Here is an 18,103-nt window from a genome sequence, read left to right as displayed (position 1 = left end):
GTTCGCCCATGTGAGAGTAGGTCATCGTCAGCTCCCTATTCCAAATCACCCCCCCCCTTACATCAGTAAGGGGGGGGTTTTGGTCTTTGGAATTCTCAAGACGTTTGATATAGGGTATTGTCGGAAACCTAAAATGCTGAGACACAACCTTTATGCAAACCAAACAACAAAACAGAAGTGTCGTAAAATCCGGTATAAGCTTAAGATGGATGACATTACAAAGCTTGTCCGATGTACCTTTGAACGCTTGATAAAATAGAAAAAGTGTGGCAACTACCACACTTTTAAAAATAAATAAAATACAAGTTTTTTGGCGATTATTTTGATAAATCTATCGCATAATCTGCCAAGCCTTTATTTGAACCGTCGTCATTATTTACGACGCTAATATTGGTTAGTCCTGCTTTTTGGGCAAAGTCAATTTTGTTTGCACTCGATTTAAAGGTTACAGGACCCGCTGTTTTCACTTTGACAAACCGCCAGCTACGACTGCTACCATTATTGGTTAAAGATAAATTCTTAGCCGCTTTGATGTAGTTAATCAGCACATCACGATTGGCATCCGGTGATTCAACTACATTGGTACTATTAATGCTGTAGTACTCCTTTAGACCTGATGCACGATAGTTATTGGTTGCGATGATAAATGGTGCGTTTTCTTCAATCGGCTTGCCTTTGTAGGTTAAGTTTTGGATACGGCTACCGACAGGTTTAGTCACATCAATCTCATATTGCACATCGGGTGAGGTAAACATATCAAAGTTATACCCAGGAAAAGTGCTGATTAACGCTTGTGGCGTAGTAAGGCTTGGGTTTATTTGATTAAAGCGTTTGGCAGAATTCTCTAGCCATTTTTTGATATCACTGCCTTGTATTTTTACTGCAAACACGGTATTTGGATACAGGTATAAATCAGCCGCATTGTTAATAGCAATATTGCCTTGAGCGACATCCGTATAATCTGAACCCCCTGCAAATCCGCTTTTAAATGGGGCACTCACCGATAAGACAGGGACATCTTTATATTGTGGCAAATTGGCATTAATGTAATCGCTGATATAATTGGCTTGGGCTTGGTTGACCACTTGAATCGCTGACACATCACCCACATCAGCAAAGTAAGAAGTCATTGAGAAATCGGATGTACCGATTGGGGTTTTGACATAATTAATAGTGGCATTATGTTCTGCCTGAATTAACTGAGCCACTCGCGGGTTAGCTGCGACAAAAGTTTTATCAGCATTTTGGATAGTACGCACTTCCACTTTGGTATTGTTTTTATTGACGACCCATTTTTGACCATCAAAGGTTAAATTCAATTTGATGACGCCTAACCCTTTGCCCCAAAAACTTGGCATGACAGCAGGGACGTTGTTTAATAAGCCATTAACTTTATCAATACCTGCTTGGTCTAGGCGGGTGTCTTTGCTATTAGCATCAGGAAACACTTGATGTGTGTGTCCCATCAAAATCGCATCAATACCTGCCACTTGCGATAGATGCCAACTGGCGTTTTCCATCGTTGGGCTGTATGGTGAGGTATCAATACCCCCATGCGACAAGGCGACAATGACATCTGCACCTTCACTTTTCATTTGTGGCACGTATTTTTCTGCCATTTCTTTTGCACCGGCGGTGGTGACTTTGCCGTCTAGCCATTTTTTGTCCCATTGCATAATACCGGGTGTGGTAAAGCCAATGATACCAATTTTTAGCGGTACGGTAACCGTCTTACCATCTGGTGTGGTTGCCGTAAAGGTTTTGGTAATGATTTTATAAGGCTTAAACAGTGGCTGATTATTGCGAGCGCTAATGACATTGGATAAAACCAAGGGGAAGTTAGGTCCTTTACAAGCACTGGCACTTGCGGTTATGCCATCAACATTAAACTGACTGCCTGTAATTTGATTAAGATAGTTCAACCCATAGTTGAATTCATGGTTACCAATCGTACCTGCATCATACTTTAGGTCATTCATAACCTTATAAATGCCCAGTGTTTCGTCGCATTTGACAGGGTTCACCGTTGCTTGATAGTCACCTAAAGCACTACCTTGAATGGTATCACCGTTATCTAGCAAGATATTATTGGCAGATTCACTACGAGCGTTATTAATAAGCGTTGCGGTTCGCTCAAGCCCAAAACTTTTGTCTTCTGTCAACTTGTAATAATCATAACTCATGACATTATTATGCAAATCTGACGTTTCAAGAATAGTAAAGTTAAGGTTCGTATTGGTAGCGATTTGCTGTGGTTTAGGGTCATTACTATCATTATCATTGTTATTACAAGCAACAAGTGACATGCTTGCTACAATCATGGATGTGGTGAGGCAAATGCGCTTGATTTGCGTATTCTTATAATGATGGTTTTTATAATGATGGTTTTTATAATGATGGGTCTTATAGTTCATGATCGCTCACTAAATTAGGCTCAAATAAGAGCGTTGATAAATTTGTGAAATATCATAGAAAGGTTGCGTGACAAAATGATGAATAGCTAGGGGTTCATAAAATTCGCCGCCCGCCGCCTACCGTCAAGCGACCCCGCAAACAATCAATTGTTATGACCACGCACCCAAAGACGCATTTGATAGTCTGCCCAATTCTAGGATAACCCTTAGCTTGCTCGCCAATACACTTTTAGTACGCTATTATCGCGACTTAACTGTAATAACTCATCCAATAGCAAACGCAGCTTTTTCGTTGTTGTCGCTTCAAGACCACCCCAGATGTGGTCAATTTGGCGAGGATGTTGTTGTAAAAAATCTTGTAGGGTCGTAAAAATCTGCTTATGGGGCAGTTGGTTATCATTCGCCACAATTGGCAACACCGTTGCAGGATACTGGGCTAAAACGTCTTCTAAATAAGCCAAATCTAGCGGGCTTTGCAAAAAGGTAAGTACAATCGGCGGTATTGTCTGCTCGGTCATTGGCGACTGCTCTAACAGTCTGGCTACGGTCGGTAGTGAGGTTTCATCAGCGATTAATAGACTTTGTCCCTGTGGCTGATTAACACCGAGATGATCGATTTTTTCGGGGAATTCTCGCTCACTGGTAAAAACATCGCCTGTTTTTAACGATTTTACCCAGGTTTCGCCAAGACTGATTTCACCGTTTTTTTCTCCATGACAATAGATATCTATCCAAGCAAGGTTTTGCGTTTCACCATTTTCATTCACGGTTTTCCATGCCTTGCGAAGCGTATAATAGCGGTAGGGGCGGGGGTGTTTTTTTAGGTCGGTGTCGGGTAGTTTGACATCAAACAAAAACGCATAACCTGCCGGTAAATTGGATAAATCGCTATCTGTTTGCACTGTCAAACGATACATATGGTGACTAACCGCTTCCACGCTTTGCAGACAAAATTGACGCTGCTTAATGTCAATGGTTTTTTTACCTTGTTTGCGGTCACTGCGCTGCAATAAGGCGACATATTGGTCGTTGAATTTTTCAAGGGTTTGGGTCGGCTCACTAAATGCCAAAAGCTGATTGTCTAAGTGCGGCTCGCTTTGCGTAAATTGCAAATCCAACAGTAAGCCTTGTTGATAGATTTGGCGTAAGGTCGCATTTTTCAAGGTTTTTTGCTGAACCTTGGTTAAATTTAGCAAGCCTAACGCCATGTGCTTCATATCATCGCCGTGGTCTTCGTTGATGTGATCGATGATGTCGGCAATTTCGGGGTCATCAAATAAAGTCAGATTTTCTGGGTGCATAGCATGTAATTTTTGTTAAAGGGCGATAAGGAAAGAACTTGCAATCACAAGTCCTTTGTTTAAATTTATGAACCTGATTAAAACTTCGCGGTTAAGCTAACACTGGCTTGTCGCTCTGCGCCCATCCAGCAATTGTTGCGGTTATAACAACTACCCACGTAGGTTTTGTCAAACAAGTTACTGACAGTCAAGCCCACATCGAACATGGGGTTAATTTGATAACTGCCAGCCAAATCGACCAAGGTGACGCTTGGCAAAGTATCTGAGTTCTCTCTATCAATCTGCATCCCAGCGATGTGTCGCACACCCATTTCCACCGCGGTTTTGGCGTTGGGTTTCATACTTGCCCACAGTGTGGCGTTGTGCTTGGCAATTTGTTGCGGGGTATTGCCAACCAATTGGGGATTAAACTCATCCTTGGTGATTTCGGCATCGACATAACCATAGCCGACACCCACATTGAGCCAATCGTTGAAACGATGATCGGCAGAAATTTCAAAACCTTTTGATGTGGTTTCACCTGTTTGGGTTTGTTTGGTCCAGTCGATGGCAGTGACCTTGTCATTTTTGCGCGTGATATCGTAGGCAGACAGCGTAGCCTTGGTGGCTTTATCTGGCGAGCTGTATTTTATGCCGACTTCAACTTGGTTGGCGGTGGTGGGTTTAAAGGCTTCACCTGTAATATAGTTGATGCCCAATAATGGTTGAAATGACTGAGCGTAGCTGACATAGGGGGCAAACCCATTGTCAAGTTGATACAGGGCTGACAATCGCCCAGATGTTTGCTTGGCTTCGTTGACGGTGGTTTTTGCATCGCTACCTGTGGCAGTGGTTTTGGTGGTGCTTTTATAGTCATCATGGCGCAACCCTGCGACCACAGTAAGCTTGTTCCATTGCATTTCATCTTGTAGATAAACGCCGAATTGACTTTGCTCAATATCATCGGTTTGTTGATAGCCTGTCAAACTAAGGGCAGTTTTGCTAAATAAATCATAATCAGGATCGCTTAAATCGATGATGGGTATGCCATTGTACATGGCGTCTGCGTACTTAGCGGTGCTGTCAGTTTTTTGATAGTCCACGCCCAATAATAAATTATGCGAGGTATTATCGGTAATCAGATTATAAGCCAATTGGTTATCGGTTGCCCAGTTGGTCATCTTTTCATCGGTCGTGTAGGCGGTGCGTATCAGCTGGCTGTCTGAGCCCTCGCTAAAGCCTTGATGGTAGGTGTTTTTTTGTTGGGCATCGGCATCGGTATAACGCAAGGTATGTTTAAAGGTTAACAAATCATTGATTTTCCAGTTGATGGTCTCGCTTGGCATAAAGACTTTTTTACTAAAATCATTCCATTTATCGCCGGCGTAGGCATCCGCGTCTAACTTACCATAACTGGCTTTATAGACTGTGCCAACGCTTGGTAGTGGGGTAGAAGGGACTTGATGAGGGTCATCTTGATAATACAAATTGGCAAGCACCGAGATATTGTTGCTCGGTTTGTATTCGATAGATGGATTAATTAGTACCCGTTTTTCTTCGGTCGTTTGCATTTGTCCGTCTTTTTCACGGGCTAATGCCACCATGCGATAATTGGTGCTATCGTTAATAGGACCTGTGCTGTCAATGGCGATTTCTTTAAGATTATTGGTGCCTGCCCGTAGTCTGATTTCGTTTTCGGGGGTATTTTTTGGGGTTTTGGCGATTTGATTGACCATGCCGCCCGGCTCGTTATAGCCGTACAGTGACGAAGCAGGTCCCTTGAGTACTTCCACAGCTTCGGTAGCATAGGCATCGACTTGGGGCATTAAATTCCAAGTTCCATCATACGGCAGCCGTATTCCGTCATAAAAGTTAGAATAATTCTTAAAACCACGCAGGGTATATTCATCAAAAATGCCAACCGTCCCACGACTTTCGCTACTGACACCTGGCTCATAACGCAGCGCACTCGCGACACTGTCTGCTTGGCGTTGCCGCAATGTCTCTTGCTCGATACGAGAATAACTCATGGGGGTTTTTTCGGGGTCAAGGGCGGTCTTGGTAGCGGTAGTGCGGTAAGCATCACTACGAATGACCAAGGTATCTAATGTGGTTTCTGGTGCATCTTCGCTATTGGCTGCAACGTCTGCCATCACTTGACTGGTAAAAACATGGCTAATACCCACCGCTAAACTAGCCCGTATTGCTACTGATAAAAAAGATAAACGCATAAGTGACCCCGCCCTAATAAATAATTACAGAAATTTACAGTATGTTAAAATTAATGAAAATAATAACAATAATTATTCTCATTTGCAATTATATTTAATCCGCTTTCATTGGTTTTAGGGCAGATCATATAGATTCTTAATGCTCACCAATCACTGTAATGGCATCTAGACTGGCTTTTTCGCGTTGCAAACCGGTCAGCTCGCTGAGTTCGCCATTTTTCATCATCAACAATCTATCCGCCTTTTCAAAATAGCTGTCATCATGACTGATAATAAACAGCGTTTTGCCCATTTTTTGCAACATGGGAATAATAGTGTGATAAAACACACGGCGATAGGCAGGGTCTTGGTCGGCAGCCCATTCATCAAGCAGTAAAATAGACTTTTCTTCGGCGACAGCAAGCAGCATGGCAAGGCGTTTGCGCTGCCCCTGCGAAAGCTCAGTGGCGCTAAATTGGTTATCGGTGACGCTGACTTTTTCTTTGATGGCTAAGATATCAAGCCAATTATCGATTAACTCAGCATTGGGCGCATTTTGTGCGTTTCCCATCACGGTTTTAAACAGATAAAAATCGCTATAAATCGCTGAAAATAACTGGCGATAATGGGGGTAATGTTCTGAGGCGACAGGCTGATTATCGATAAAAATACCCGTGTTTTCCGCAAGTTTAGGCTGATATAACCCTGTGATGAGCTTGGCAAGTGTCGATTTTCCGCTACCATTGGCGCCAATTAAGAACACCACTTCGCCCCGTTTTAACGTAAAGTTGATATGTTTTAAGCCAAAATTTGTGCTATTGTCATAGTGATAATTTATATTTTTAAAAGTAATGACTTGCCAATTGGGGGTTAAAATTTGGGTATCAAAATCTGGGCTATAGTCGGCAAGCTGTAAGGATTGTATTTTTTCCAAGGCAACTTTAGCCGTTTGCACGGTGGGAAATGCCCCAATCGCCATCAGTAGAGGCGACTGGATAAATAATACGGTGAGGGCAAACGTAGTAGCGGTGGCGGTATCTACCCAATGATAAATATTGGCTAGGGCATAAATCACCCCAATTACGGCAAACATCATAATATTTGACCAGCTTACGGCTGACAGATGAAAAGTATCGGCTTTGACAATATGCTTGAAATAGTCGCTTGCGTGGCGTTGATAATCATTAGTAAATAGGCGTTTGGCACGTTCGCGATTTAAGGCAAGTTCTTTTCTTCCATCAATCACCGCTTGATAATCTTGATACAGTGCGTCATTGATCTCTCGTAATGTGGCTAAATGGGCATACACATGACCCACGAGTTTACTGCTGATAAAAATGGTCAGCGTAATACACCCCATGACCACAAGCAGCATTGGCAGAGATAAAAACCCCAAATAAACCGCGGTCGCTGTGCAGATAATCACCCCTTGCACCAGCTCAGGCAAGCGTACAAACGCCACGGTAATCGACTGCACATCGGTAGTTAAGCTGGCTAACAGCTTGGCACTACCGATTTTTTCGATTTGGGCGATTGCAGTGTCTAAGATACGTTTTATCAGTTGCGAACGTAATTCAAACACAAAGCGATGCCCTAACTTAGTCAAGGCAAGCTGTGACATAAACGTTGTCGCTAATAAACCCATAATCGCTACCAAAAATACCGCTAATATCTGCCAACTGCCTAAGAGGGGATTATCAGTGCCGACTGCTGCGATTAAAAAACGGTTAATAAAGGCGATAATAGCGACATTCACCAAGGCATTAAGCAGATTGAGCAAGATGACTTTGGTAAAGGCAATACGGTGCTGTTGCCAGATAAGGGTCATAAGGGGCATGGTAGTAGGGAACATGTATTTCCTGTTTAGCTTTTATTTTTTAGGCAGTCTCAAATAAAAATCGGACAAAGCAAGCTTTATCCGATGGCAAACGTTAACGATGGGTAAAATTAAAAATCAAAGGTCGCTGACAGCTTCAATGTGCGTGGCTCACCTAAGGTAAGATAGCCTGCACCGTTGTCACCTGCCGTATTTTCATAACCGCCCACCGATGACCAGTAGTCTTTATCGGTGACGTTAGCAATCACCCCTTTGAGCGTGACTGCTTTACCGGCAAGTTGGGTTTTATATCTTGCGCCCAAATCCACAGTGGTGTAGCCATCGACTGTTAGGGTGTTGGCATCATTGGCGTAACGTTTGCCGGTATGGATGACATCGCCTGTTAAGGTTAAGCCGTCTACTTGGGGTAAGTCATATTCCAGCCCTAGATTCAACAGGTGTTTTGCCGCACCGATAACTTGCTTACCTTCAGTGGCATCGCTACCGGTGTCTTTTTGTTGGGTATCAAGAAATGTCACGCCGCCTAGCACTCGCATATTGGCGGTGGGTTGTCCATATACATTGAGCTCAATGCCTTTATGTTGGTTTTTGCCGTGCGCTTCAAAGGTAGTATCAACGGTAGTATAACGCGGCTTGTTGGTTTGAAAAACGGTGAGACCTGCACCGATAACGCCACGGTCGTATTTCACGCCGATTTCGCTTTGTTTGGTGACGTACGGTGACATGGCTTGATCTGCATTGGTCAGCTCAGTTGCTACACCATCAATGGTGGTGGTGAATGGGGCAGTTTCGCCTTTGCTGAGGCTTTGCATATAGTTAGCAAAGACTGACCATTCATCGCTAGGGCGATATAATAGGGCAAACGCAGGCGTGGTTTTACTTTCTTTATATTTGCCATTGCTGGCTTGGGTGGTGGGGTCAAAACTTTCATCTTCAATGGTTTGGTGTCTTGCCCCTAAGGTCACTTGAAGTTTATCATCCATGAAGGCTAGGGTGTCTGCCAATGCCACACTGGTGAGCGTGGTTTCGCCTGTCTTGGTAGGATGGTCGATATCGCCACCTGCCAACGCCGCTGCTGACCAGCTGGGTTTGGCGTACGAGGTTGGGTGATATAAATTGGTCGTCAGCGTGTTTTGCCAATCAAATTGATAAGGTGCTTTTATCTGTGCTTTATAGATATTGCCAGACACTACCCAGTTATGGTTGATTTTGCCTGAGGTCAGTTTGCCACGGATACCGATTTCGCCTGTGTTAATGTCATCCTCACGGGCATTGTCAAAGCGGTAGGTGGTGCCATCGCCATTTAAATTGGTGACCGTCAAGTTAGCGAGCGAGTTCTCTTCTTCGCCATGACGAAAGCCATACGCGCCATACGCAGTCAAATTTGGGCTAAGGTCATATTCAGCCCGTAATGTGCCAAACACATCTTTTTCATTTGAATAACTCCACGGTTGCGACCAGTTGCTTTTGGCATCAGCGGCATTGGGTACACGGGTCAAACCTGACAAGGTGACATTGGTGCGTGTTTTTTGCAGTTCGTTATTTTGATAGCCCAAATCTGCCGATAACCGCATGTTATCTTGGCGATAATCTAAGCCCAAACCGACCAAACCCAATTTGGCTTTTTCATCATCGACTGCTGTACCGCCGTCTTGATAGGCGACATTGGCACGCACACCGTACGCTTGATTTGCGCCAAACCGTTGTCCCACGTCTAGGGCAATTTTACCATTTTCGGCATTTTCGCTGCTGATAGTGACTTTACGAATCGGCGTTTGAGTGGCACGCTTTGGCAGCAAATTGACTGTGCCCCCTTTATTACTACCTCCGGGTGCCATGCCATTTAGGAAGGTACTCGCGCCACGTTGTACTTCGACCCGCTCAAATAGCTCACTTGCGATAAATTGACGAGGCATAATGCCGTATAAGCCGTTCATCATGGTATCGTCAGAGTTGGTGACAAATCCGCGAATCAGATAAGCTTCTTGAAAATTACCAAAGCCACGAGCCACACGCACCGTTGAATCTTTTTTTAGGATATCCCCAACAGAATCCGCTTGTTTATTCAAAATAAAGTCATTGGTATAGGCCGTGGTCGAAAAAGGCGTTTCCATGGTCGATTTATTACCCAAAATACCGATACGGCTACCTGTGGCGACTTGCCCACCTTGATAGGCGGGCGGCAAACCAGTTTTTGATGCATCCGCACTTGCAGTCACCACGATTTCATCGAGTAGGGTTTCTGTGGCGGCATCCGTGGTATTTGCTTCTTCTGCCATCGCCGCGGTCGATAATAAGCCAATCGTACTTGCTGCCAAAGCCGAACGCACGGCTAAAGATAATAGGGATAAACGCATATTCAATCACTCAAAGGACAATAGATAAAACATTTTTGCGAATGATAACAATTATTATTTTTATTTACAATAAATAATGATAGCGCAACCAAAGAAGTTATCTGTTTAATTTTTCATACCTTTCATCAACCATAAAAAATATAAACCGCCTACGATGGAAGCGATTGTGCCCGCAGGTATTTCATAGGGAAAAATCGCATAACGTCCCACCCAATCAGCAATCAACATCAATCCTGCGCCCAGTAGCGCTGATAAGGCTAATTGGTGAGGTAACTGCACCGCCCCAAGTGTCTTGGCTAAATGCGGCGTCATTAATCCAATAAAACTTAGCGGTCCAACCGCCAATGTCGAAACAGTGCTTAACACTGCTACAAGACTAAAAATCAGTATTTCGCTACGTTTTACTGATACGCCCAAACTGCGAGCCATTGTTTCATCTAGGCTAATCACCCTAAGCGGCTTTAGTAGCAAAAAACTGAGCAAAAATAACACTGCACCAATGACCATCAATGCCCACGCTGTCACAGGATAAGCATGATACGTTGTACCCGATAGCCAATTGAGCATCGCTTGTAAGCGAGGGTCGCCTGACAGTTTGATTAAAGTTAAAATACCACCCATCAATGCAGAAATCGCCACACCCACGAGCAACAAATAGCTTGAGGATAGCCGACGCGCAAGCCATAAAACCAACAGTAACACCAAAGCCGCACCTAACAGTCCGCCCAATAACGGCAATCCCAATGCCCAAACAGAATCGGTTGCCAGTCCCAGTGTGCCTGATATCACTGGACTAAGCACGAACACCAATACCACCCCCAATGCTGCACCTGAACTGATGCCCATCACTTCAGGACTTGCCATCGGATTGCGCGTCAAGTTTTGTAATAGCACCCCTGCGGTAGCCAGCATCAGACCTGTTGCCATTGCCGATAAGGTACGCGGCAGGCGAAAATTCTCGATAAAACTTGCCTCGGCATGCCACCCAAAACTGCCCATTGCATCAGGGGAAATATGTAATACACTTACTGTCAAAAGCAGCAACAACCCTACCGAAACCGCCCAAAAACCGCCACCAAAATATCGGCGTTTGCCGGCCAACAGGCTAGGGCTTTGTTCGGCAATCATCGGCTGTTTACTTTGTCGAATGACCAACCAAATAATCAACCCGGCACCTAATATTCCTGTGACCGACCCCACAGGCAGCGTTATATTAAGTAACTGTTTAAACCAAGGTGACAGCAGCGTCACAATGTTATTGGTCAGCCACAACAACATCGCCCCAAAGGCAAATCCTGCCAGTAATCGTTGTCCAATCGGGCGAATCGCTACTACATTAACGACACTTGCCGCAGCCAAGCCCACAAAACTTAAAACGCCCACGCGGCTTACCACGCTTGCCGTGACTATCGCAACAAGGATTACTACCAACATACGCACGGCAGCCACAGGCACGCCCAAGGCTTTGGCTTGGCGTTCATCAAGGCTCATGATGGTTAAAGGTTTGACCAAAAACAACAAGATGACGGGCAGGACTAGGCTTATTAGCACAAAAAACTGGCTATTTTGCCAACTGGTTTGGGTTAAGTTACCGCTTTCCCATGCCATGACCCCCATAACCCTTTCTGAGAAAAAAATCATCAACAGTGAGGAAATAGCAGAAAACAAAATATTGACCACCAAACCACCCAAAATGAGCACCACAGGATTCATACGGCTGTTGGCAGCAATCGCAAACACCAAGCCCATACTCAGCAATGTCCCAACAAACGCCACCCAAAAGCTACCATATAATCCAAAACTGGGAAAAAACAGCGTCACAATTAATAAAGCCAATTGTGCCCCTGTTCCTACCGCAAGGGTACTATCTGAAGCAAGGGTATTTTTGACCAATTGTTGTAGCAAGACACTGACTACGCCCAGTAATCCGCCGGCAAATATCGCCACTAACATAGTCGGCAAAATTTGTAACTGCGCCACCATTTGCGCTAAGGTCAGCGACTGTGAACTGGCAAATAATAACCACAATGCATCATGCCAAGTGCTGTTAAGGACTAAAGCCGTGGTTATTAAAACCAGCGACAATAAGCCACTAAAAAGCCAACAGGCAGGGGCATTAAAGGGCTTGGTAATTCGCTGGTTATGTTGTAGCCTAGTTTTATTATCCATGCGCCTTGCCCCCTAACCAATGAGCCTGATTTAATCGCTCGCCAAATACCACCATAGAAGACACACCGCCATACAGCCAAATCGGCGGTAACACTGCCATACAGCGGCTATTGTTAGCCCTTGCGCCATAGCCTAGCCGCTGCCACAGCAAATTCTTGGCTAATTCTTGACGTAGCATAGGACTAAACGGCTCAACCACTACCAAACAGGTATCATCATCAAGTTTTGCCAAATCACTCAATACCAACGAATTAAATCCCCAAAGATTACCTTTACCCATCTGATCTTCAAGTGTAATCAAATTTAACCCCATCACCTCAAATGTCGGTCGAAACAGACTATTGTTGGTATAAATCCGCAAATTATTGCTATCGGCAAACTGCACCACCGCAATTTTTTTGATGTGAGGATGTGTTTGGCGAAATGTCGCACCAAGCTTGCCAAGCTGTTTTTTTGACTGGGTTAAAAATTGCTGGGCGCGCTGCGGCTGATGAATAATTTCACCCAGCTGAAGTGTCGGTTCAGCATAGTCCTGCCAAGTCGCTATCGCGTTTTTTGACATAAAACTCACCGACTTATGGGGTGTGTTGCCGTAAGCAGGTCTTAGATGAGCATAAAAATCATTATCAATAATCACAATATTGTTAGAAGATGAGGTGAGTTGGGCAAGCCGTTCAAAGTTTGGGGTGAATCGTTCCCCAATATCGATAATATCACTTGGCAGCGCGGGCGTCCCCACCCATTCACGGTAGCTTTTGGTATCGCCTGTGGCAATCGGTGGATAGCCTAGGGCGGTGAGTGTCGAAGCCACCGCCCAATCAGGGGTGATGACTTTGACGCTGTGAGCCTCTGCGGGGGGCGCTTCAAGCTTTAAATCCCGCTGAGGCTGGCACGCTGTCAAAAAAAACAAAACAATTAGCAAGCAAAAAGCTCTCATCACACCACCGCCACTTTATTACCGGTGACTGGGTGACTTAATAAATGCAAATTGATACCAAAAATCTGGTCAAGCACTTGCGGTTGCATGGTACTGGCGATATCACCAACATGACAAAGCTTGCCGTTTTTTAACGCAATAAACTCATCACAAAACTGTGCCGCAAGATTAATATCATGAATAATAATCACAATCGCCTTGTTTTTCTGCCGTGCCAAATCACGAATGAGACGCAGTATTTCAACTTGATAGACGATGTCGAGCGGGGCAAGTGGTTCATCAAGTAGCAAATAGGGCGTATCTTGGGCGATACACATGGCAAGCCATGCCCTGGCGCGCTCCCCTCCGGATAGCGTTGCCACTGATTGCTCGGCAAACGGCGTGACTTGGGTCAGCGCCATTGCTTCACGCACCTTAGTATGGTCTTGTGGCGTAGGCTTTTGTAGCCATTTTTGATAAGGGTATCGCCCTAACATCACCAGTTCGGCAACGGTAAATTGACTGGCATCAGGCAATTTTTGCGGTAAATAGGCGACTTGTTGGGCGAGGGTTTTTGGCGGTAAATCAAAGATTGATTTGTCAGCAAAATCCGGTAATAAAATCTGTCCGCTAGTGGGGGTGGTTTCCCCTGCCAAAGCTTTAATCAATGTCGATTTACCCGAACCGTTATGCCCAATTAAGGCATAGATTTTTCCCTTCTCAATGGTAACATTGATGTTGTTTAAGAGGGTTTTTTGTTGGCGCATGACGGTAAGCGATTGGGTGGTTAGCATGAGTTGACCCGGGTCAAAGTTTTAAAATAGCAAATCATAGCATTGATGATAATAATTATCATTAATTTTTATAAATAAGAATTAATATCATTTAAGATATTGATAACGATTCTCATTCACACTATAATACAGCGATTTCAAAAGTTTCCCTAAACATACAGCGCTATAACTATGTCTATCCAACGTCACGCTAACTTTAGTCCAGCCCATTTCTCAAACGATATTAGCAGCATAGTCGATAAAAAGTCGGGCACGTTGGCACTGATTGGTGTATTGAGCTTACATGGTATCGTAGCGATTAGCTTGGCAAATATGGCAACGCCTGATATCAAACCGCCCAAAGTCACGCCACCGTTAGAAATTAGCTTTATCGCGCCACCACCTGCGCCAACCAAGCCTGAAGAGATGACGGTAACAGCCGAGCAACAACCGATAAAACAACTACCTAAGCCCGTCGAAAAGCCAACAGAAAAGCCCATAGAAAAAATAGCAGAAAAACCAGAAGAAAAGCCGATAGAAAAACCCATCAGCAAGCCTGTTGAGAAAACAGTCGAAAAACCGATTGCTAAGAAACCTGTAGAACAACCGATTAAACCATTACCCGAACCGTCGAAACCAGCTGAAAAAACTATCGTCAAGCCGCCACAGGTTGACCAAAACATTGTCATGGCAAGGCAACTAGCCCTCGCCAATGAGCGAGCCGAACAAGCGCAAAAACAACAACTTGAACGCCAGCAAGCACTCGTCAGACAGCAAGAATTAGAAAGACAACAAGAATTGGAACGCCAACAAGCGCTTGCACGGCAAAAAGCGTTGGAAAACCAATTAATTGAACAACAAGAGCGTGAGCGCAAACAAGCAGAAATAGATCGTCAAAAAGCGCTAGCTGATGCCAAAGCCAGACAAGCCGATGAAGCTAGGGCGAAAGCCGAAAAGGCAAAACAACAACAAGCCGACAAGGATAAAGAAGCCCAGCAAGCGCAAAATAATTCACCTGTGAGCTTTTCGGCAGGGCAAGCAAGTTGGCGGCGGCAACCTAGCTTTAGCTGTCATAGTGAAGACCTGGAAAACGGCGCATTAACAGCGATTATTCGCTATACGGTGGACAAACAAGGCAATCCAACCAGCGTCACTTTAGCCAAATCGACCGGCAATGTCAGAGTCGATAGACAACTGTCTATGCAGGCTAAGAGCGGCAAATTTAACCCCTTTACCAAAAATGGCGTACCGGTGGTAGGTATTGTCAATCTACCGGTTCGCTGTCAATAAAGATGATTATTAAAAAAATCCGTACTTCATAAAACCTATCCCCGTACAAATTGCTTTAACCAATATCACTTGCCCATTGTAGATATAAAAAACCCTCTAAATAAGCTATTTAGAGGGTTGTTCTTAGAGATTTTTTTGCTAGCTGATGAATTAATTGTATTCAATCACAAAATCTTCAGTGGCTACGCGTACTTTTGCCATAGGCGCAATCCAATCACGTGCTGGATCTGAAACACCCACATACATGATTACGATACTTTTTAGCCCCAATTTCTCTAAACCTAATACCTCGTCAATCAGCTTAGGATCAAAGCCTTCGGCAGGGCAACTATCTACTTTAAGCTCTGCTGCTTGTGCCAACGCAAGTCCCAAGCCAATGTAAGCTTGGCGAGCGATATGTTCAAAGTTTTCGTCTGCACTTTTTTTGGCCACACTTGCTTTGAGCATGGAAGTATAACTATCAAAACGTCCTCTAGGTAAGCCACGCTCATCTGTGGTCATGTCATACACGGTATCAATTTTTTCGGCGCTATAATCCTGCCAACCTGCAAAAATAAGCACGTGAGAACATTCTTTCATGCAGTCAGGATTGAGCGCACCCGCCACTAGCTGCGCTTTGATGGCTTGGTTTTTGACCACGATAACTTTAAAGGGCTGCAATCCCGATGAGGTGGGCGCAAGTCGGGCGGCTTCGATGATTTTGTCGATATTTTCTTGGCTCACGCTTTGGTTTGGGTCAAAGGCTTTGACGGCATGGCGCCAATGTAAGTTTTCAATCAGTGACATGAAATACTCCTAATATAGTAGTGATAAAGTAATTTGATAGTGATAAAGATTATTGCCCGAGCCTTTAAACAAAGCTAAAGAAAGCTCGATTTTGCCAATTTTATCATTGGCTTTTAGATAGCTTGGGTGGCTTTCAACTTGCTCAACAAAACGGTGAATGTGTGGGAATTGGTCTTTTGGCAGATGAGCACGCCGGTTGCAATGGAAATTATGTTAAATTGATTATGCCACTACTTGGGTATGCAGACGTACGTCAACATTGCCGCGCACGGCATTAGAATACGGGCAGACTTTGTCCGTCGTCTCAACCAAGTCTTTCGCTTGTTCTTCGCTGACGCCGCTAAGTTCTATATACAAATCGATGTCAAGCGCATAACCGCCTTGGGTATTCATGCCAAGCCCAACTACTGCTGAGGTTTTTGAGCTCACGCCTTCTAGCTTCATACGCTGTGCCACATGAGTCAACGCATTGTCAAAACAAGCGGCATAACCCATGGCAAATAATTTTTCTGGGTTGACGCCTGTGCTATTTTGCTCAGGGGATTGTAAATCAAAGCCCAGTGAACCATCTTCTAGTGCAACGTGACCTGAGCGGCCGCCTGTTGAGGTAGCGGTTGGGGTTTTATAAAAAATTTTCATAAGAGTACCTTTTTTGAATTGTTAAATTGCGTGAATGAATGAAAAAATCGGCGATAGACGTTACAACATTCGCCACGGTATTTAGGTTTTAATATTTAAGTTTTAAAAAATTATATTTTACACAATATAATTTTCGGTGCCTAGATAAGGTAATAAAATTCTCACACGCTGCATACAAACTAATAACAAATGACTAAAAATGCTAAATCTAACGATACCCTAACAAGACGCATGATAATAGACAAGACGCAGGCAGATAGCGCTTAACGCTAAAAATTTGTTTAAGGATTTTTGGGTGATAGATTGTGGGTACACTCGCTTGTATGAGTCGGGCAGAGTTTTTTCGCCACTTGCTGTAGCAGATCTATCGCTTCGTCATCTAACTGCATGGCAGCTAACATAGCACTAGGAATGGACGCGGCTTGGATTTTTAGGGCATCCCCTTTGGCAGTGAGCGATATTTGTACTACCCGTTCGTCTTGTGTGGCACGCTCACGGTGCACAAAGCCTTTGGCTTCAAGTCTTTTAAGTAAAGGGGTAAGTGTGCCGGTATCAAGGTCTAAAAAATCGCCCAATGTGCCGACAGTTTGTGGACTTTTTTCCCATAGCACCAACATGACAAGGTATTGTGGATAGGTCAAATCCAAGGCTTTTAGCAGGGGACGATAGTGGTTAGTGATACTTTTTGACAGTGAATAAATGGGAAAACATAACTGGTTACTCAGTTTGAGGGCATCAAGGCTCATCGTATTTTTTGGGACTCTAGAGATGAAAGGGTCATTGACCACTATAGGAAAAAACACATCTTTGTGCAATCATTAACCACAATTGGCGGTCTGTGCGGTCAAGCAGTTGATAGCCGATGATAGTGCATAATGTGACAAAGATGGCGGGTAAATAACGGCATTTGTTTTTAAATTCATAATCTTGCATAATGGGTTTGGTATACTAAAAATCAAGGTGGGGATATGCTAATTGAGCCTTGGCACTGGCTGATTTTGGGGTTAGTGCTGATTATTCTTGAACTATTCTTGACCAGTTTTGTGAGTTTATCGATTGGTGTGGCAGCGATTGTGGTGGCCGTTTTGTCATGGTTATTACCGTTTAGCTGGTTTTTTTGGCTCATGGTATGGCTGATACTGTCGGTGATTTTTACTATCATTGGCTTTAAATTTATCAAGCCGTATATGCAAAATCGTACCACAGCAGGATTGGGTTCAGGGGTTATCATCGGGGAAACAGGCATGATTATTCAAAGTCCGCAAGCAGATAAATTGGGCAAGATTCGTTTTAGTGTGCCAATTTTTGGGGCGGATGAGTGGGTGTGTCGTAGCTACCAAAGCGCACCGCTAGAAGTTGGCGATAGAGCCATTGTGGTGGATGTTATTGGAAATGAGTTGCTTGTAGAATCCACCAAGCATCAATAAGCATT

13 protein-coding genes are annotated in these 18,103 nt (G+C 44.1%); 2 read left to right on the top strand and 11 right to left on the bottom strand.

The window, feature by feature from the left end; translation table 11 throughout:
* Positions 1-317: 317 nt before the first annotated feature.
* From RTS10_RS06935 to RTS10_RS06900, 8 genes are all read right to left on the bottom strand, one after another.
* Positions 318-2,414, bottom strand: a complete 2,097-nt coding sequence (locus tag RTS10_RS06935) for a bifunctional 2',3'-cyclic-nucleotide 2'-phosphodiesterase/3'-nucleotidase (protein WP_312539736.1) — start codon at positions 2,412-2,414, stop codon at positions 318-320.
* Between the two features lie 206 nt (positions 2,415-2,620).
* Positions 2,621-3,715, bottom strand: coding sequence for an SIP domain-containing protein (locus tag RTS10_RS06930; RefSeq protein ID WP_312539735.1), 1,095 nt, complete (start codon positions 3,713-3,715; stop codon positions 2,621-2,623).
* Between the two features lie 77 nt (positions 3,716-3,792).
* Complete coding sequence (locus tag RTS10_RS06925; RefSeq protein WP_312539733.1) at positions 3,793-5,925, bottom strand: TonB-dependent siderophore receptor; 2,133 nt, start codon at positions 5,923-5,925, stop codon at positions 3,793-3,795.
* A gap of 136 nt (positions 5,926-6,061) precedes the next feature.
* Positions 6,062-7,756 carry a multidrug ABC transporter permease/ATP-binding protein gene (locus tag RTS10_RS06920; RefSeq protein WP_312539732.1) on the bottom strand — a complete coding sequence of 565 codons (1,695 nt, stop codon included), beginning with the start codon at positions 7,754-7,756 and terminating at the stop codon, positions 6,062-6,064.
* Positions 7,757-7,851: 95 nt separating this feature from the next.
* On the bottom strand, positions 7,852-10,098 hold the full coding sequence (locus RTS10_RS06915; protein WP_312539730.1) for a TonB-dependent receptor: 2,247 nt from the start codon (positions 10,096-10,098) through the stop codon (positions 7,852-7,854).
* Positions 10,099-10,203: 105 nt separating this feature from the next.
* Complete coding sequence (gene fhuB, locus RTS10_RS06910; protein ID WP_312539729.1) at positions 10,204-12,267, bottom strand: Fe(3+)-hydroxamate ABC transporter permease FhuB; 2,064 nt, start codon at positions 12,265-12,267, stop codon at positions 10,204-10,206.
* The gene (locus RTS10_RS06905) at positions 12,260-13,168 is read right to left on the bottom strand and encodes an ABC transporter substrate-binding protein (protein WP_253852240.1); all 909 of its coding nucleotides are present in this window, start codon (positions 13,166-13,168) and stop codon (positions 12,260-12,262) included. Before RTS10_RS06905 ends, fhuB begins: the two co-directional genes overlap by 8 nt.
* A 35-nt stretch (positions 13,169-13,203) precedes the next feature.
* On the bottom strand, positions 13,204-13,977 hold the full coding sequence (locus tag RTS10_RS06900; RefSeq protein ID WP_007117267.1) for an ABC transporter ATP-binding protein: 774 nt from the start codon (positions 13,975-13,977) through the stop codon (positions 13,204-13,206).
* 171 nt (positions 13,978-14,148) lie between these two features.
* Here RTS10_RS06900 and RTS10_RS06895 point away from each other — a divergent pair, with 171 nt between their 5' ends.
* Positions 14,149-15,246 (top strand): TonB family protein, encoded by a 1,098-nt coding sequence (locus RTS10_RS06895; RefSeq protein ID WP_312383663.1) that lies wholly within the window; start codon positions 14,149-14,151, stop codon positions 15,244-15,246.
* 150 nt (positions 15,247-15,396) lie between these two features.
* Here the strand turns inward: RTS10_RS06895 and RTS10_RS06890 are convergent, their stop codons facing one another.
* The 3 genes from RTS10_RS06890 to RTS10_RS06880 form a co-directional block, all read right to left on the bottom strand.
* On the bottom strand, positions 15,397-16,032 hold the full coding sequence (locus RTS10_RS06890) for an NAD(P)H-dependent oxidoreductase (RefSeq protein WP_312539728.1): 636 nt from the start codon (positions 16,030-16,032) through the stop codon (positions 15,397-15,399).
* Positions 16,033-16,254: 222 nt separating this feature from the next.
* The gene (locus tag RTS10_RS06885) at positions 16,255-16,671 is read right to left on the bottom strand and encodes an Ohr family peroxiredoxin (protein WP_007117263.1); all 417 of its coding nucleotides are present in this window, start codon (positions 16,669-16,671) and stop codon (positions 16,255-16,257) included.
* 281 nt (positions 16,672-16,952) lie between these two features.
* Positions 16,953-17,417 (bottom strand): MarR family winged helix-turn-helix transcriptional regulator, encoded by a 465-nt coding sequence (locus tag RTS10_RS06880; protein WP_312523953.1) that lies wholly within the window; start codon positions 17,415-17,417, stop codon positions 16,953-16,955.
* A 222-nt stretch (positions 17,418-17,639) separates the two neighbouring features.
* Between RTS10_RS06880 and RTS10_RS06875 the strand changes: the two genes are divergently transcribed.
* On the top strand, positions 17,640-18,098 hold the full coding sequence (locus RTS10_RS06875; RefSeq protein ID WP_312116616.1) for an NfeD family protein: 459 nt from the start codon (positions 17,640-17,642) through the stop codon (positions 18,096-18,098).
* The last annotated feature ends 5 nt before the right edge of the window (positions 18,099-18,103 follow it).

This window comes from Moraxella sp. CTOTU47616 (genome assembly GCF_032017465.1).
Taxonomy (GTDB): Bacteria; Pseudomonadota; Gammaproteobacteria; order Pseudomonadales; family Moraxellaceae; genus Faucicola; species Faucicola tetraodonis.
This window is presented reverse-complemented; position numbering and strand designations above follow the sequence as displayed.

Bases quoted from the DNA above. Each gene is read 5' to 3' on its own strand.
- RTS10_RS06935 (WP_312539736.1), bottom strand. From the start codon at position 2,414: ATGAACTATAAGACCCATCATTATAAAAACCATCATTATAAAAACCAT.
- RTS10_RS06930 (WP_312539735.1), bottom strand. From the start codon at position 3,715: ATGCACCCAGAAAATCTGACTTTATTTGATGACCCCGAAATTGCCGAC.
- RTS10_RS06925 (WP_312539733.1), bottom strand. From the start codon at position 5,925: ATGCGTTTATCTTTTTTATCAGTAGCAATACGGGCTAGTTTAGCGGTG.
- RTS10_RS06920 (WP_312539732.1), bottom strand. From the start codon at position 7,756: ATGTTCCCTACTACCATGCCCCTTATGACCCTTATCTGGCAACAGCAC.
- RTS10_RS06915 (WP_312539730.1), bottom strand. From the start codon at position 10,098: ATGCGTTTATCCCTATTATCTTTAGCCGTGCGTTCGGCTTTGGCAGCA.
- fhuB (WP_312539729.1), bottom strand. From the start codon at position 12,267: ATGGATAATAAAACTAGGCTACAACATAACCAGCGAATTACCAAGCCC.
- RTS10_RS06900 (WP_007117267.1), bottom strand. From the start codon at position 13,977: ATGCTAACCACCCAATCGCTTACCGTCATGCGCCAACAAAAAACCCTC.
- RTS10_RS06895 (WP_312383663.1), top strand. From the start codon at position 14,149: ATGTCTATCCAACGTCACGCTAACTTTAGTCCAGCCCATTTCTCAAAC.
- RTS10_RS06890 (WP_312539728.1), bottom strand. From the start codon at position 16,032: ATGTCACTGATTGAAAACTTACATTGGCGCCATGCCGTCAAAGCCTTT.
- RTS10_RS06885 (WP_007117263.1), bottom strand. From the start codon at position 16,671: ATGAAAATTTTTTATAAAACCCCAACCGCTACCTCAACAGGCGGCCGC.
- RTS10_RS06880 (WP_312523953.1), bottom strand. From the start codon at position 17,417: ATGAGCCTTGATGCCCTCAAACTGAGTAACCAGTTATGTTTTCCCATT.
- RTS10_RS06875 (WP_312116616.1), top strand. From the start codon at position 17,640: ATGCTAATTGAGCCTTGGCACTGGCTGATTTTGGGGTTAGTGCTGATT.